This window comes from Collimonas sp. PA-H2, from assembly GCF_002564105.1.
Classification (GTDB): domain Bacteria; phylum Pseudomonadota; class Gammaproteobacteria; order Burkholderiales; family Burkholderiaceae_D; genus Collimonas.
In genome coordinates, this window is sequence record NZ_PDBX01000001.1 from 2,477,727 (window position 1) to 2,492,986 (window position 15,260).

Sequence of the window (15,260 nt, forward strand, 5' to 3'; positions counted from 1 at the left end):
AGCGCCTGCGCGCAACCCACTGATCCAGGAGAACCCATGTCCCAAGCCTTTATCTGCGATGCCCAGCGCACACCCTTCGGCCGCTATGGCGGCGCGCTGTCCAGCGTACGCGCCGACGATCTGGGCGCCATCCCCATCCGCGCGCTGATGGCGCGCAATCCGCAGGTCGACTGGCAGGCGCTGGCCGACGTCATCTACGGTTGCGCCAACCAGGCCGGCGAAGACAATCGCAACGTGGCGCGCATGTCGGCCTTGCTGGCCGGCCTGCCGCAGGAAGTGCCGGGAGCGACCTTGAACCGTCTGTGCGGCTCCGGCCTGGATGCGCTCGGCACGGCGGCGCGCGCCATCAAGAGCGGCGAGGCCGGCTTGCTGATCGCCGGCGGCGTCGAAAGCATGAGCCGCGCGCCCTTCGTCATGGGCAAGGCCGATACGGCGTTTGCGCGCGGCGCCAGGCTGGAAGACACCACGCTCGGCTGGCGCTTCGTCAATGCGCTGATGAAGCAGCAATACGGCGTCGACACCATGCCGGAGACGGCGGAAAACGTCGCCGCCGAATTCAACATCAGCCGCGCCGACCAGGACCGCATGGCGCTCGCCAGCCAGATGAAAACCGTTGCTGCCCAAGACGCCGGTTTTTTCGAGGACGAAATCACGGCGGTGACGATTCCGCAGAAAAAAGGCGAGGCGATTGTCGTCAGCAAGGACGAGCATCCGCGCGCCACCAGCCTGGAAGCGCTGGCCAGGTTGAAACCGGTGGTCAGGCCCGAAGGCAGCGTCACCGCCGGCAACGCCTCTGGCCTCAACGACGGCGCCTGCGCTTTGCTGCTGGCCGACGAAGCCAATGCCGCCCGCTACGGCCTGACGCCCAAGGCCAGGGTAGTCGCCATGGCGACCGCCGGGGTAGCGCCGCGCATCATGGGCATCGGCCCGGTCCCCGCCACGCTGAAAGTGCTGGCGCTGACCGGCTTGAAGCTGGATCAGTTCGATGTGATCGAATTGAATGAAGCGTTTGCGGCGCAGGGACTGGCCGTGCTGCGCCAGCTCGGTTTGCGCGACGACGATCCGCGCGTTAATCCGAACGGCGGCGCGATTGCGCTCGGCCATCCTCTCGGCGCTTCCGGCGCGCGACTGGCGACCACGGCGGTCAGCCAGCTGCAGCGCACGGGAGGACGCTACGCGCTGTGCACCATGTGCATAGGCGTCGGCCAGGGAATCGCGCTGGTGCTGGAACGGGTCTGAAACGGCGCAGGGGCTGAGGCGGATCGCAATGGCGCGCGGCGTGGTATAAAACAAGTTGTACATGAATCCACCTGTCAGTCCGCCTATGTCTTATCTCAGTGACGCCTCTCGCTCCACGCTGCTGATCGTCGATCTGCAGGAAAAGCTGATGCCGGTCATCGGCGATGGCCAGCAGGTCCTGCGGAGCGCCGTGCTGCTGGCGCAGGCTGCCCGCTTGCTGTCGATACCGGTGATCGGCACGGCGCAGCAACCTTTGCGGCTGGGACGCACAGTCGCTGCCATTGAGGGACTGCTGGACCAGACCATAGAAAAATCCAGTTTCGACGCCTGTACCCAGCCGCAATTCATTGCAGCAACAGAGAACGGCCGCGACGAGCTGGTGGTGCTGGGCTGCGAAGCCCACGTCTGCGTCTTGCAGACGGTGCTTGGCCTGTTGCACCGGCAGCGCCGGGTCAAGCTGGTGAGCGACGCCATCGGTTCGCGCCAAGCCGGCGACAAGGCTGCGGCCATCGAGCGTGCGCGTGCCGCCGGCGCCGATATAGTCACCAGCGAAATGCTCATGTTCGAATGGATGCGCAACAGCGAACATCCCAAATTCCGCGAAATACTCAAGCTGATCAAATAGCAGGGTAGTCCTGCAAGCATTTGTCCGCGCATCGGAAACAGCTGCGGGACGGGCGGCTGTGCCTGGGCAATTCAGCAATCCCTTATGCATTTTTTGCCAGAAATGATCAAGAATGGAGTGGTTAATTTTGATAGCCACCATCAGAGCGCAATATGTACGATATGCACGATATGGATCTTCGAGACGAGCATTGGCAAAGACTGCAGCCCCTGCTGCTGGGAGGAGATAACGATCCGGGCGCCAGCGGCCGCGACAACCGGCTGTTCCTGCGGGCGGTCCTGTGGGTAGTGAACAGGCGCGCCAAGTGGTCGGCCTTGCCGACTGTTTTCGGCCGCTGGCAAACTTCCTATGTGCGCTTCATGCGCTGGAACCAGGCCGACGTCTGGCGCCAGATAGCCAACCAGATGAGCGAAGAGGACGAACTCAGGGAAATGCTGAACGCCATTGTTGCCTTTGGCGACGGCTACACCCAGCGTGCGGCGCAAAGGCTCATCAATAAGCACAACAAGATTGCCTACAAGGCCTCGCTGGGCAGAGCGGCTTTATCCCGGCGTTGTACTTCAGGCGAAGAAAAAGCGGATGCGGACGGCAACTGGATTTGGCACCTGACGCATAAATAGTTATGCGTTTTTTTCTGGCAGCGCAAAGACGAGAGGAATAGCGCGCGTCATTGCATCAGCTTGTTACCGATAACATCGTGTGAGGTGGCCGCCCAGGTCAGGCACATCGCTGACCATGTCGCGCCGACCGGGCCGACTTATGCAAGCCAGCCCCGGCTGCCGCTATATCAACGGTTGCGGGAGAATTTTGCAGTCAGCTGGTTGAGCTTTTCCGCATGCTGCGCCGCTGCTTTTTCGGCAGCCTGCTGGGCCGCTTCGGCGGCGCGCTGCAGCTTGCGCTGCTCAGCATTTTTCTTGAAACGCTCGCGCAGGGTTTCGGTAGCGTGGGTGCGATGTACCTCGGTTACCTCGTCCGTGCTGTTGCCTTCCAGATCAAAGCGGTGCGTCGCCTTCTCCATGCCCTTGAGATAGCGCAGCGAGTTGGTGTGCATGCCGAGAGCGATGCGCAAGGTCTTGCGGTTGATTTCAGGCGACAGGGCGATGAGTTGCTTGTCGATGCCGATCGCTAACGGCAGGTAATCGCGGAATATTGCGTATTTTTCCTGGAGTTCCTTGAGCAGGACGCGGGCGGTTTGAACAGGGTTGGGAGTAGCAGCAGCAACAGGTGTATTCATTGACAACAAATGCGGTGTGTTTTAGAACGCTCAGGATATCACGTAGATGTCCCCAAACTCGTGTAACAGCGGTGTTTTAAGGTTTCAAACGATGTTTTTTCCTCATCCTTGTTGTTCTGTGGATAAACGTAAAGCGATGAATCACTATAACGATCAGTCTACCGCGCCGCGCCGCGCAGGACTACTGTCAGTACTGGCAGGCGTCGGCGTGAGCCCGTTTTATTTTTTTACCAGCGATAATAATCTCTGCGCACAGAGTCTGACGGCGTCGCGCAGCGCCGGCGGCTGATGGATTTCAAACGCAAACGGCAGGTGCGCCAGCTGCCGTGCAAACCAGTCGAGATCGTCGGACTGGTTATGCAGCAACACGCCTTCCTCGGTCTGTTCAAAGATGCCGATGGCGTCGAACAGATGTTCGCGCGCCGATATCAGGTCGGTCTTGAGCAGCACTTCGATGGCAAACGCGCGCGGAATGGTGGCCACCGAAAATGACAGATGAGCCAGCGCGTCGAAGGCCGGCGGCCGCGTAAACTGCTGCGCCAGCAACTGCACCTGTCTCACCCGGTCCAGCCGGAATGAGCGCACATCCTTGCGCAGATGGCACATGCCTACCACATACCAGCGGCCGCTGCGATACGCCAGCCCGTAAGCATCGAAGTCGCGTTCACTGTCGTCGCCCTGAGCGCTGCGGTAGCGCAGATGCACCCGCTGGCGGTTTTGCGCGGCGGCGCTAAGGGTAATCAGCGCGGCATTATTGTCGGGCGAGGTCGCTTGCGACAGATCGAGTTTGACTGTTTCGTCGACGGCGCTGACGCGCCGTTTCAGGTTGGCCGGCATGATCCGCTCCAGCTTGGCCTGGGCGCTGGCCACCGCCGGCGCCGCCTCGGCCAGCCCCAGACTGCGCGCCGCCAGCAAACCGATCGACAAGGCCAGCGCTTCGTCGTCGGTAAACATCATCGGCGGCAGCTTGAAGCCGGCCATCAGCGCATAGCCGCCGTGGCGGCCGCGCTCGGTAGTGATCGGAATCCCCATTTCTTCCAGCGCCACGATATAGCGGCGCAGGGTGCGGCCGTCGATTTCCAGGCGCGCAGCCATTTCGGCCCCGCTCATGCGGCCATGGGTTTGCAGCAGTTCCAGCACTGCCAGCACTCTTGTGGTCGGGTGGTACATATTGCACAGGATAATTTATATATAGGGCCAATTCTGTCCTAAATTCAATTTATCTTCGATTCCAGCAACAAATTCTATAAACGCCCAGTCAATTTCCAGGAGCTTTCCAATGAACCAATCCGTCAATCTCTGGCTATATTTCATGATCGTATTCGGCGTCATCGTCCTGCCCGGGCTGGACATGGCCTTCGTGATGGCGAGCGCGCTGGTGGGCGGCCGCCGTTCCGGCCTGGCGGCGGTGGCCGGGATCATCGCCGGCGGCGTCTGTCACGTCGTCATGGCGATGCTGGGCATCGCCGTCATCCTGAAACTGTGGCCGACGCTGTTCAACCTGGTGCTGCTGGCTGGCGCCTGCTATATCGCCTGGATAGGCTGGTCGCTGCTGCGCAGCGAGAACGCTTTCCGCATCGCTTCCCCCACACAGCAGCTGGGCGCCAAGGCGCCCGCCATGACCTTCTTCCAGGCCATGATGACCAGCTTGCTGAATCCGAAAGCCTACGTCTTCATGCTGGCGATCTTTCCGCAGTTCCTGAAAATCGGCGCCGGTCCGATCTGGAGCCAGGCGCTGGTGCTGGGCGTCATCACTTGGCTGACCCAGGCCGCGGTGTACGGCGGCCTGGCGCTGCTTTCCAGCAAAGCCAGCGGCTGGTTCGACGCTTATCCGCGCGGCGGCGCCATTGCCGGCCGCCTGATCGGGCTGCTGCTGATAGGCGCGGCGATCTTTACCGGAATCGAGGGCTGGCAGGCAATTTAAATTCCGGCAGGGTGCCGCTGCTGCCAGGGTTGCGCCTGCTCCAGTTGCCCGGCCAGCCGCAGCAAGGTGGCTTCATCGCCAAAGCGGGCGACGAATTGCACGCCATACGGCAGCGGCTCTGGCGAGCCCGCTGTGGCGGCCCAGTGCAAGGGCAACGACATGCTGGGCGTGCCGGTCAGGTTGGAGAGCTGGGTGAAGGGCACCGCTTGCAGGCTGGTCTGGACCAGACCCTCGACCATGCCGCTTTTGATCAGCAGGCTGCCTGCGCCCAGCGCCAGCACCAGCTTGGCCGCGGCTCGTTGCAAAGGCGGCGTATCCTGTTCGCCGATACGGCAGGGCGGCTGCGCGGTGGTCGGCGTCAGGTACAGATCGTAGTGCTGATGGAAGCGTCCCAGCGCTCGCGCGTAATCATTCCAGCGCTCACGTTCGCGCACATAATCGCCGGCGCTGATGGTGCGGCCGATCAGCGCCAGTATGCGCGACTCCAGTTCAAAGCCGCTGTTGCCGGCGCCGGTGATCTGCTTGATATGGGCGATGCCGGCGGCGGTCTGGCCGAAATACATGGTGATGAAACTGCGCGCCAGCGCATGGCCGTCGACCTCCGGCTGGGCCGGTTCCACCTCGTGTCCCAGATCTGCCAGCAGCTTGGCGGCCTGCATGACGGCATTCACGCATTCCTGATCCACGGGAGTGCCCAGCGGCGACTGCGTGCAATAGCCGATCCGCAGCTTGGCCGGCGGCCGCGCTATTTCATCGGCATAAGGACGTTCCGGCGCAGTGATGGCAAAGGCGGCGCCTGCATCGGCGCCGCTGATCGCATCCAGCAGGCGCGCCGAGTCGCGTACGCTGCGCGTCAGCACATGGTCGCTGGAGGCGCCGTCCCAGAATTCCGCATGGCTGGGGCCGGCCGGCACCCGGCCGCGCGAGGGCCGCAGTCCGAACAGGCCGCAGTAGGATGCCGGGATCCGGATCGAACCGCCGCCATCCGCCGCCCCGGCCGCCGGCACGATGCCGGCCGCTACCGCCGCCGCAGCACCGCCGGACGAACCGCCGGGCGTGCGCTGCAGATCCCAGGGATTGCGGGTGGCGCCCCACAGCAGCGGCTCGGTGACGCCTTTCAGCGCGAATTCAGGGGTGGCGGTCTTGCCGAAGATGACCAGGCCGGCATCGAGGAAGCGCTGGACGATGCTGGCATGTTGCTGCGGCACGTACTGGCGCAGGGCGCGGCAGCCGCCGGTGGTGGGTACGCCGGCATAGTCCTGGACGATGTCCTTGATCAGGAACGGCACGCCGGCGAACGGTCCGCTCAGATCCTGGCCGGCGCGCTGGCGGCCGATCTCTTCCATCGGGATGCAGATAGCGTTGATGGCCGGATTGACCGCGGCGGCGCGCGCCAGCGCCGCTTCCAGCAGTTCGCCGGCGGCAACCTCGCGGCTCGCAACCAAGGCGGCCAGGCCGCTGGCATCGTAATCGGCGTATTCCTTGAACATCAGCGTTACCTCGCATTTGGAGATGGAACGGGATGGAAAGCGTCGCCAAGTATAGGGGAATAGTTTCCGTAAATTCTAGGCAAGCCGCACTAGAAAAGTGTGCGCTGCACCAATTGCAGGCGCGCCGCACCTTCTCGGAGCGTTTTTTGTTTGCCGGACTGGCAAGCTTTCCCCGTAAATCCCTTGAAACCGTGGGTAGAAGTGGGTGGCACGGGCTTTGCTCATCACTTGGCAGGATCAACGGCGATCCGAAAAATTCTTACGCAGGTCCAACGGTGGATCTGCCGGACAAAGGCGTCCTCCTGGCTTGACCGCAATCGCGGCTGGGCCGGGAGGACGCCTTTTTGTTTTTCAAGGCAAACACGGTGACCAACATGACCAGCAAAGCGACCAGCATCCAGCTCTTCAGTCTGCGCACGCCGCAGATGCGCGCCTTCCATCTGACCTGGATGGCCTTCTTCGTCTGTTTCTTCGCCTGGTTCGCCTGCGCGCCGCTGATGCCGCTGATCAAGGGCCAGCTCGGACTGAGCATGGCGCAGATCGCCAACATCAATATCGCCGCGGTGGCGGTGACGATACTGGTGCGGCTGCTGGTCGGGCCGCTGTGCGACCGCTACGGCCCGCGCAAGACTTATACCGGCTTGCTGCTGATCGGCGCTCTGCCGGTGTTCGGCGTCGCCATGGTGCAAAGCTACGAGAGCTTCCTGTTCTTCCGCCTGTGCATAGGAGCGGTGGGCGCCAGCTTCGTCATCACCCAGTATCACACCTCGGTCATGTTCGCCCCCAACGTGGTCGGCACCGCCAATGCCGCCTCGGCCGGCTGGGGCAACAGCGGCGGCGGTGCGGCCCAGGGCCTGATGCCCTTGCTGGTGGCCGCCATGCTGATGCTGGGCGTGAGCAACGCCATGGGCTGGCGCCTGGCCTTGCTGGTGCCGGGCGTGTTCATGCTGATCATGGCCGCGCTCTACTGGCGCTACACCCAGGATTGTCCCGAGGGCAACTATGCCGAGATGCGTGCCCGCGGCATCGCGCCGGAGGGCGGCAAGAAGGGCGGCTGGGCTAGCTTCCGCGCCGCTAGCGCCAACTACAGGGTGTGGCTGCTGTTCGTGACTTACGGCGCCTGTTTCGGCGTCGAGATTTTCATCCATAACATTGCGGCTATCTATTACGTCGATCATTTCGGCCTGTCGCTGAAAAGCGCCGGCATGGCGGCCGCCAGCTTCGGCTTGCTGGCTTTGTTTGCGCGGGCGCTGGGCGGCTGGCTGTCGGACAAGATGGCCAACCGCAAATCAGGCGGCAGCCTCAACAGCCGCGCCACCCTGCTGTTTGTCCTGATGCTAGGCGAGGGCCTGGGTTTGCTCTGGTTCGCCCACGCCGGCACGGCGCTGCTGGCGGTGATCGCCATGCTCAGCTTCGGCCTCTTCACTCACATGGCTTGCGGCGCCACTTATGCACTGGTGCCGTTCATCGACCGCAAGGCGCTCGGCGGCGTGGCCGGCATCATCGGCGCCGGCGGCAATGTCGGCGCGGTTGCCGCCGGTTTCCTGATGAAGGGCTTGGGCGATACCCAGCAGACCTTGAGCGTGCTGGGTGTGCTGGTGGCGTTGTCCGCCCTGTGCGCGATTGCGGTGCGCTTCAGCGCCAGCCACAAAGCACAGGAACAGGAATTGCATGAGAGTGCATTAGCCAGCCGCAGTGCAGCCGCGTAAAGGATAAACACATGAAAATCGTCGTCATCGGCCACGGCATGGTGGGCCACAAATTCCTCGAATGCCTGGCGGAAGGCAATCTGCCTGGCATCGAAGTCACGGTACTGTGCGAAGAGCCGCGTCCGGCCTACGACCGCGTTCATCTGTCGGAATTCTTCGCCGGCAAATCGGCGCAGGACTTGTCCCTGGTCGAGCCGGGTTTTTTCGAACGCACGGCGATCCGCCTCAAGCTGAACGCCAAGGCGCAGCTGATCGACTGCGCCGCCAAGACCGTTACCTTCAATCTCGACGGCGTCAGCGAAACGCTGTCTTACGACAAGCTGGTGATCGCTACCGGCTCCTATCCCTTCGTGCCGACCCTGGCCGGCAACCAGCGCAAGGATTGCTTCGTTTACCGCACCATCGAAGACCTGGAAGCGATGCAGGAATGCGGCAAGCGCTCCAGGAGCGGAGTGGTGATCGGCGGCGGCCTGCTCGGGCTGGAATGCGCCAAGGCTTTGCGCGACATGCAGCTGGAAACGCATGTGGTGGAGTTCGCCGCGCGCCTGATGGCGGTGCAGGTGGATGAAAGCGGCGGCCGCATCCTGCGCCAGAAAATCGAAGAACTGGGCGTCACCGCGCATACGCAAAAGAACACGCTGGAGATCGTCGACGGCAAGAACGGCACGCATCGCATGAATTTCGACGACGGCAGTCACCTGGATACCGACATGATCGTGTTCTCGGCCGGCATCCGGCCGCGCGACGAGCTGGCGCGCGACAGCGGCCTGAAAGTGGGCGAGCGCGGCGGCATTGTCATCGACAACAGCTGCCGCAGCTCCGATCCAGACATTTACGCGATCGGCGAGTGCGCGCTGTGGAACGGCCGTATATTCGGCCTGGTGGCGCCCGGCTACGACATGGCGCGCATTGCCGCCAAGCAGATAGCGGCGGAACTCTCTGCCGGCGCCGGCACGGGCGCTGGTCCCGCTGTGCCGGAGTTCACCGGCGCCGACATGAGCACCAAACTCAAGCTGATGGGTGTGGATGTCGCCAGCATCGGTGATCCGCATGGCAAGGAAGCCGGCAGCCGTTCTTATCAGTTTACCGACGAACGCAAGCAGATCTACAAGAAAATCGTCGTGTCCGAATGCGGCAAGTATCTGCTGGGCGGGGTGATGGTGGGCGACGCCAGTGAATATGGCACCTTGCTGCAGATGATGCTCAACCGTATCGAGTTGCCGGCGTCGCCGGAGTTCCTGATCCTGCCGCAGGCCGATGGCCAGGTGAAGCTGGGACTGGGCGTCGACGCCTTGCCGGAATCGGCGCAGATCTGTTCCTGCAACGATGTCTCCAAAGGCGCGCTGTGCGCCGCGGTCGGCGCCGGCGCCACCAGCATAGGCGCTCTGAAAAGCTGCACCAAGGCCGGCACGTCCTGCGGCGGCTGCGTGCCGCTGGTGACGCAGATCATGAAGGCCGAGATGAAAAAGCAGGGCCTGGCGGTCAACAACCATGTCTGCGAACACTTTCCCTATTCGCGCCAGGAGCTGTTTCACTTGGTGAAGGTCGGCCAGATCAAGACTTTTCCGGCCTTGCTGGAACAGCACGGCAAGGGCCTCGGTTGCGATGTCTGCAAGCCGGTCGCGGCCAGCATCCTGGCGTCCTGCTGGAACGACTTCGTGCTGAAGAAGGAGCACGCCAGCCTGCAGGATTCCAACGACTACTTCCTTGGCAATATCCAGAAGGACGGCACTTATTCGGTGGTGCCGCGCATGGCCGGCGGTGAAGTCACGCCGGACGGCTTGATCGCGGTCGGCCAGGTCGCCAAGAAATACGGCTTGTACACCAAGATCACCGGCGGCCAGCGGGTCGACCTGTTCGGTGCCAGGGTCGAGCAGCTGCCGCTGATCTGGGAAGAGTTGATCGCCGCCGGATTCGAATCGGGCCACGCCTACGGCAAATCCTTGCGCACCGTCAAATCCTGCGTCGGCTCGACTTGGTGCCGCTACGGCCTGGACGACAGTGTCGGCCTGGCGATTGCATTGGAAAACCGCTACAAAGGTTTGCGCGCGCCGCACAAGATCAAGTTCGGCGTCTCCGGCTGCACCCGCGAATGCGCCGAAGCGCAGGGCAAGGACGTCGGCATCATCGCCACCGAAAAAGGCTGGAACCTGTACGTCTGCGGCAACGGCGGCATGAAGCCGCGCCATGCGGAACTGCTGGCGGCTGATCTCGACAGAGAGACGCTGGTCAAGATGATCGACCGCTTCCTGATGTTCTACATCCGCACCGCCGACCGCCTGCAGCGCACCAGCGTCTGGCGCGACAACCTCGAAGGCGGCCTGGACTATCTGAAACAGGTTGTGGTGGAAGACAAGCTGAACATCGCCGCCGAACTGGAAGCCGACATGCAGCATGTGGTCGACACTTACGAGTGCGAATGGAAGAAAGCCGTCACCGACCAGGAAACCCGCAAGCGCTTCCAGCATTTCGTCAACAGCGGCGAGGCCGACGACAACGTGGTGTTCGTGCCGGAGCGCGGCCAGATCCGTCCGGCCACGGTGGAAGAACGCAAGCGTATCAATATCCCGATCGTGCTTGAAACTGTTTAAAGGAACTGACATGCACAATGACCAGCTAGGCCAGCACTGGATCGAAGTTTGCGCACTCGAACAGATCGTGCCGAACACCGGCGTCTGCGCGCTGATCAATGGCGAACAGGTCGCGGTGTTCCACGTCATCGATGGCGAGCAGCGCGTCTTCGCCATCGGCAATTACGATCCGAATGCGCAGGCGGCCGTGCTGTCGCGCGGACTGGTCGGCAGCCTGGGAGAGCGCATCGTGGTCGCTTCGCCGATCTACAAACAGCACTTCGACCTGCAGACCGGCGAGTGCCTGGAAGCGCCGGAGAATTCGGTGCCGGCCTATCCGGCGCGCATCGCCGACGGCAAGGTCTGGGTCGGCGCATGAGCATGAATGAGACAACTGCCGCTACAACCACCGCGCCATCGGCCAGCAAGCCGTCGCTGGTGGTGATCGGCAACGGCATGGCCGGCATGCGCACGGTCGAGGAACTGCTCAAGCTGGCGCCGGAGCTGTACGACATCACGGTGTTCGGCGCCGAGCCGCACGGCAATTACAACCGCATCCTGCTGTCGCCGCTGCTGGCGGGCGACAAGAGCATGGACGACATCATGCTCAATCCGCGCGAATGGTATGCCGAGAACGGCATCACCCTGCATGCCGGCGATCCGGTGACGGGCATAGACCGCCAGCGCCGCATCGTGCGTTCGCGCGCCGGCGTCGAGCTGCGCTACGACCGTCTGCTGCTGGCGACCGGTTCCAAGCCTTTCATCATTCCGGTGCCAGGCCATCAGTTGCCGGGCGTGATCGCCTTCCGCGATATCCAGGATGTCGAGACCATGCTGGCGGCGGCGCGCAATCATCGCCATGCGGTGGTGATCGGCGGCGGCCTGCTCGGGCTGGAAGCAGCCAACGGCTTGCTGCGGCAGGGCATGGACGTGACCGTGGTGCATGTCATGGACAGCCTGATGGAAAGGCAGCTGGACAAGTCCGCCGCCGTCTTGCTGAAGAAGGCGCTGGAGCAGAAAGGATTGCGTTTTTTATTGAACGCTCAGACAGCTGAGATCCTTGGCGACCAGCAGGCAAAGACAGTGCGGGCCGTACGCTTCAAGGACGGCAGCGAAATCCCGGCCGACCTGGTGGTGATGACCGCCGGCGTCCGCCCGAATATCGAACTGGCGCAGCAGGCCGGCTTGCATTGCGATCGCGCGATCGTGGTTGACGATACTCTGCAGACTTACGATCCGCGCATCTATGCCGTGGGTGAGTGCGTGCAGCACCGCATGGCGACTTTCGGCCTGGTGGCGCCGATCTGGGATCAGGCGCGCGTGTGCGGCGCCCATCTGGCCGGCGCCGGCCACAGGCGTTACGTGCAGCAGGCCACCGCCACCAAGCTCAAGGTCACCGGCGTCGACCTGTATTCCGCCGGCGACTTCATCGGCAGCGAGGGCAGCGAAGATCTGGTGCTGCGCGATCCGCGCCGCGGCATCTACAAGCGGCTGGTGATCAGCGGCCCGCATATCGTCGGCGCGGTGCTGTATGGCGACGTCAAGGACGGCCCCTGGTACTTCGAGATGATCCAGAACAAGACCGATATTTCTGCCCTGCGCAGCCAGCTGTTGTTCGGCCAGGCGCTGTGCGCTCAGGCGGCCTGAAGCGGAGCCGGCATGAATATGTCCCAGAGTTTTCCGTTGCAACCGGCCGCCAAGTTAGCCGGTACGTTGACTACTTGTCCGTATTGCGGCGTCGGTTGCGGGGTACGTGCTACGGTCAATGGCGATGGCCAGGTCGACATCGCCGGCGATGAAACGCATGCCTCTAACCTGGGGCGGCTATGCGTCAAAGGCTCGGCGCTGGGAGAGACGGTGGCGCTGGACGGGCGCTTGCTATATCCGCAAATGCGCAGCGATGACCAGCAATCCATGCAACGGGTATCCTGGGATGCCGCGCTGGACAAGGTGGCGCATGGCTTCCGGCAGATCATCGAACAGCATGGTCCGGATTCGGTGGCGCTGTATGTCTCGGGCCAGTTGCTGACGGAAGACTACTACGTCGCCAACAAGCTGATGAAGGGCTATATCGGCAGCGCCAATATCGATACCAATTCGCGGCTGTGCATGTCGTCCGCGGTGGCCGGCCACAAGCGCGCTTTCGGCGCCGACCTGGTGCCGGTGTGCTATGAAGACCTGGAACTGGCCGACCTGGTGGTGCTGGTCGGATCCAACACCGCCTGGTGTCATCCTATCCTGTTCCAGCGCATCGCCAAGATCAGGGAAACGCGGCCGCAGATGAAGCTGGTGGTGATCGATCCGCGCCGTACCGCCACCTGCGAACTGGCCGACCTGCATCTGCCGCTGAAGGCCGGCAGCGATGTCTGGCTGTTCAACGGCTTGCTCAGTTTCCTGGCGCGTAACGGCGCGCTAGATAAAGGCTTCGTTGCGGAGCACACCAACGGCATGGCTGCCGCCTTGGAAGTGGCTGAGGCCGATTGTGCCGACCTGGCTGCGGTGGCGAAGATCTGCAAGCTCGATCCGCAAGACCTGCTGACCTTCTATCAATGGTTTGCCGATAATGAAAAAGTCGTCAGCGCCTTCTCGCAAGGGGTCAATCAATCCTCCTCCGGCACCGACAAGGTCAACAGCATCATCAACTGCCATCTGCTGACGGGGCGCATAGGCAAGCCCGGCATGGGACCGTTCTCGATCACCGGCCAGCCCAACGCCATGGGCGGGCGCGAGGTTGGCGGCCTGGCAAATATGCTGGCGGCGCACATGGAGCTGGACAACCCGCAACATCGCGCGACTGTGCAGACCTTCTGGCAGTCGCCGCGGATGGCCGAGCGGCCCGGCCTGAAAGCGGTGGACTTGTTCCAGGCGATCGAAGCCGGACGCGTCAAGGCGGTCTGGATCATGGCCACCAATCCGGTGGTCAGCCTGCCGGACGCCGACCAGGTCCAGCGCGCACTGAAAAAATGCGAACTGGTGGTGATCTCCGACATCATCGAAAAGACCGACACCAATGCCTTTGCCCATGTCTTGCTGCCGGCCCTCGGCTGGGGTGAAAAGGATGGCACGGTGACCAGCTCGGAACGCCGCATCTCGCGCCAGCGCGCCTTCCTGCCGGCGCCCGGTGAAGGGCGGGCCGACTGGCGCATCATTTGCCAGGTGGCGCAGCGCATGGGTTATGACGGTTTCGATTTCAGTTCGGCGCATCAGGTATTCGATGAGCACGCCGGCCTTAGCGCCTATCGTAACGGCGGTAATGGCGATAACGGCGGCAGCGGCGATGGCCCACATCGCGTGTTCAACCTGAGCGGCTTGCGCGGTATGGACCAGGCGCAGTTCGACGCCATGCAGCCGGTCCAATGGCCGCTGCCGGCTAACGCCGCTGGAGAAAGACAAGGCACGGCGCGCTTGTTTGCCGACGGGCGCTTCGCCCATGCCGACGGCAAGGCGCGCTTCATCGCCACCCCACCCCGCGCGCCGCAACACGCCACCAGCAGCGACTATCCGCTCAGCCTCAACACCGGCCGCGTGCGCGACCAGTGGCACACCATGACGCGCACCGGCAAGTCGCCCAGGCTGGCCGACCACGTGCCGGAATCGTTCGTCGACATGCATCCGCAGGATGCCCTGCTGTACGGCGTGCGTGAAGGCATGCTGGCGCGTGTGAGCAGCCAGTGGGGCGAGATGGTGGCCAAGGTGCAGCACGGCGGCGGCATTGCCCGCGGCAGCCTGTTCGTGCCTATTCATTGGAACCGGCAGTCAGCTTCGGATGCGCGGGTCGGGGCGTTGGTCAATCCAGTGGTCGATCCGGTTTCCGGCGAGCCGGAATTCAAGCACACGCCGGTGCGGGTCGAGGAATTCGCAGTGGCCTGGTATGGCTTCGTGCTGAGCCGCGCGCAGCCGGCGCTGGATGATGTCACGCATTGGACGCGGATCCAGGGGCGTAGCTTTCATCGTTACGAGCTGGCCGGGCGCAGTCCGATCGCCGATCATGGCGCCTGGGCCGCCAGGCTGCTGGGAGTCGATGCCGCCGACGCCGACTGGCTGGAATACCAGGATGGCAGCGCCGGCATCTATCGCGCCGTGCATGTGGTGGACGATCGTATCGATGCTTGCGTGTTCCTGTCGCCGCGCCCGGACCTGCCTTCGCGCACCTGGCTGGCCAGCCTGTTCCTCAAGGAGCAGCTGGAAGACGCCGACCGCGTCGGTTTGCTGATCGGCCAGCCTATCGCCAAGGGCGCCGATACCGGGCCGACCGTGTGTTCCTGTTTTTCGGTCGGCCGCAACACCATCTGCGATGCGGTGCGCAAGCAGGGTCTGACGACCGTGGCGCAGGTCACCGACTGCCTGAAGGCCGGCGGCAATTGCGGCTCTTGCGTCCCTGAAATCAAGAAGTTGTTGTCGGAAATCCTGGTTGAAGAGGCGTCATAAGCAGGACGGCTTGCCTGACTAAGTTACCATTGTCTTTGTCT

At 62.9% G+C, this 15,260-nt stretch carries 12 protein-coding genes; 9 read left to right on the forward strand and 3 right to left on the reverse strand.

All coding sequences use genetic code 11. The features are described 5' to 3' along the window. Window positions 1-36: 36 nt before the first annotated feature. The 3 genes from pcaF (at window position 37) to BCF11_RS11340 (ending at window position 2,484) form a co-directional block, all read left to right on the forward strand. On the forward strand, window positions 37-1,239 hold the full coding sequence (pcaF, locus tag BCF11_RS11330) for a 3-oxoadipyl-CoA thiolase (protein ID WP_098494832.1): 1,203 nt from the start codon (window positions 37-39) through the stop codon (window positions 1,237-1,239). Between the two features lie 85 nt (window positions 1,240-1,324). Continuing rightward, the gene (locus BCF11_RS11335) at window positions 1,325-1,864 is read left to right on the forward strand and encodes an isochorismatase family protein (protein ID WP_098494833.1); all 540 of its coding nucleotides are present in this window, start codon (window positions 1,325-1,327) and stop codon (window positions 1,862-1,864) included. A 170-nt stretch (window positions 1,865-2,034) separates the two neighbouring features. Then, a complete protein-coding gene (locus BCF11_RS11340) occupies window positions 2,035-2,484 on the forward strand; it encodes a transposase (protein ID WP_158229178.1) in 450 nt (149 codons plus the stop codon). A gap of 167 nt (window positions 2,485-2,651) precedes the next feature. Here BCF11_RS11340 and BCF11_RS11345 read toward each other — a convergent pair whose 3' ends face one another. Next, window positions 2,652-3,098 (reverse strand): ProQ/FINO family protein, encoded by a 447-nt coding sequence (locus BCF11_RS11345; RefSeq protein ID WP_233212446.1) that lies wholly within the window; start codon window positions 3,096-3,098, stop codon window positions 2,652-2,654. 219 nt (window positions 3,099-3,317) lie between these two features. Beyond that, a complete protein-coding gene (locus BCF11_RS11350) occupies window positions 3,318-4,268 on the reverse strand; it encodes a YafY family protein (protein WP_098494836.1) in 951 nt (316 codons plus the stop codon). A 109-nt stretch (window positions 4,269-4,377) separates the two neighbouring features. On the opposite strand from BCF11_RS11350, the gene BCF11_RS11355 reads away from it, so the two are divergent. Further along, on the forward strand, window positions 4,378-5,022 hold the full coding sequence (locus tag BCF11_RS11355) for a LysE family translocator (protein WP_098494837.1): 645 nt from the start codon (window positions 4,378-4,380) through the stop codon (window positions 5,020-5,022). Here the strand turns inward: BCF11_RS11355 and BCF11_RS11360 are convergent. Continuing rightward, window positions 5,019-6,512, reverse strand: a complete 1,494-nt coding sequence (locus BCF11_RS11360; protein ID WP_098494838.1) for an amidase — start codon at window positions 6,510-6,512, stop codon at window positions 5,019-5,021. The two genes, BCF11_RS11355 and BCF11_RS11360, sit on opposite strands and share 4 nt — an antisense overlap. A gap of 374 nt (window positions 6,513-6,886) precedes the next feature. Between BCF11_RS11360 and BCF11_RS11365 the strand changes: the two genes are divergently transcribed. The 5 genes from BCF11_RS11365 to BCF11_RS11385 are packed head-to-tail and all read left to right on the forward strand — an operon-like array spanning window position 6,887 to window position 15,219. Beyond that, a complete protein-coding gene (locus BCF11_RS11365) occupies window positions 6,887-8,221 on the forward strand; it encodes an MFS transporter (RefSeq protein WP_098497452.1) in 1,335 nt (444 codons plus the stop codon). A gap of 11 nt (window positions 8,222-8,232) precedes the next feature. After that, window positions 8,233-10,812: a nitrite reductase large subunit NirB gene (gene nirB / locus BCF11_RS11370; RefSeq protein ID WP_098494839.1), complete on the forward strand. Its 2,580-nt coding sequence runs from the start codon at window positions 8,233-8,235 to the stop codon at window positions 10,810-10,812. 10 nt (window positions 10,813-10,822) lie between these two features. Beyond that, window positions 10,823-11,170: a nitrite reductase small subunit NirD gene (nirD, locus tag BCF11_RS11375; RefSeq protein WP_098494840.1), complete on the forward strand. Its 348-nt coding sequence runs from the start codon at window positions 10,823-10,825 to the stop codon at window positions 11,168-11,170. Between the two features lie 2 nt (window positions 11,171-11,172). Then, the gene (locus tag BCF11_RS11380) at window positions 11,173-12,438 is read left to right on the forward strand and encodes an NAD(P)/FAD-dependent oxidoreductase (protein ID WP_369827750.1); all 1,266 of its coding nucleotides are present in this window, start codon (window positions 11,173-11,175) and stop codon (window positions 12,436-12,438) included. A 12-nt stretch (window positions 12,439-12,450) separates the two neighbouring features. Then, window positions 12,451-15,219, forward strand: coding sequence for a nitrate reductase (locus tag BCF11_RS11385; protein WP_098494842.1), 2,769 nt, complete (start codon window positions 12,451-12,453; stop codon window positions 15,217-15,219). The last annotated feature ends 41 nt before the right edge of the window (window positions 15,220-15,260 follow it).

Coding starts and splice junctions, on each gene's coding strand:
- BCF11_RS11380 (WP_369827750.1), top strand. CDS start 11,173: ATGAATGAGACAACTGCCGCTACAACCACCGCGCCATCGGCCAGCAAG.
- BCF11_RS11360 (WP_098494838.1), bottom strand. CDS start 6,512: ATGTTCAAGGAATACGCCGATTACGATGCCAGCGGCCTGGCCGCCTTG.
- nirD (WP_098494840.1), top strand. CDS start 10,823: ATGCACAATGACCAGCTAGGCCAGCACTGGATCGAAGTTTGCGCACTC.
- BCF11_RS11340 (WP_158229178.1), top strand. CDS start 2,035: ATGGATCTTCGAGACGAGCATTGGCAAAGACTGCAGCCCCTGCTGCTG.
- nirB (WP_098494839.1), top strand. CDS start 8,233: ATGAAAATCGTCGTCATCGGCCACGGCATGGTGGGCCACAAATTCCTC.
- BCF11_RS11365 (WP_098497452.1), top strand. CDS start 6,887: ATGACCAGCAAAGCGACCAGCATCCAGCTCTTCAGTCTGCGCACGCCG.
- BCF11_RS11350 (WP_098494836.1), bottom strand. CDS start 4,268: ATGTACCACCCGACCACAAGAGTGCTGGCAGTGCTGGAACTGCTGCAA.
- BCF11_RS11385 (WP_098494842.1), top strand. CDS start 12,451: ATGAATATGTCCCAGAGTTTTCCGTTGCAACCGGCCGCCAAGTTAGCC.
- BCF11_RS11335 (WP_098494833.1), top strand. CDS start 1,325: ATGTCTTATCTCAGTGACGCCTCTCGCTCCACGCTGCTGATCGTCGAT.
- BCF11_RS11345 (WP_233212446.1), bottom strand. CDS start 3,098: ATGAATACACCTGTTGCTGCTGCTACTCCCAACCCTGTTCAAACCGCC.
- pcaF (WP_098494832.1), top strand. CDS start 37: ATGTCCCAAGCCTTTATCTGCGATGCCCAGCGCACACCCTTCGGCCGC.
- BCF11_RS11355 (WP_098494837.1), top strand. CDS start 4,378: ATGAACCAATCCGTCAATCTCTGGCTATATTTCATGATCGTATTCGGC.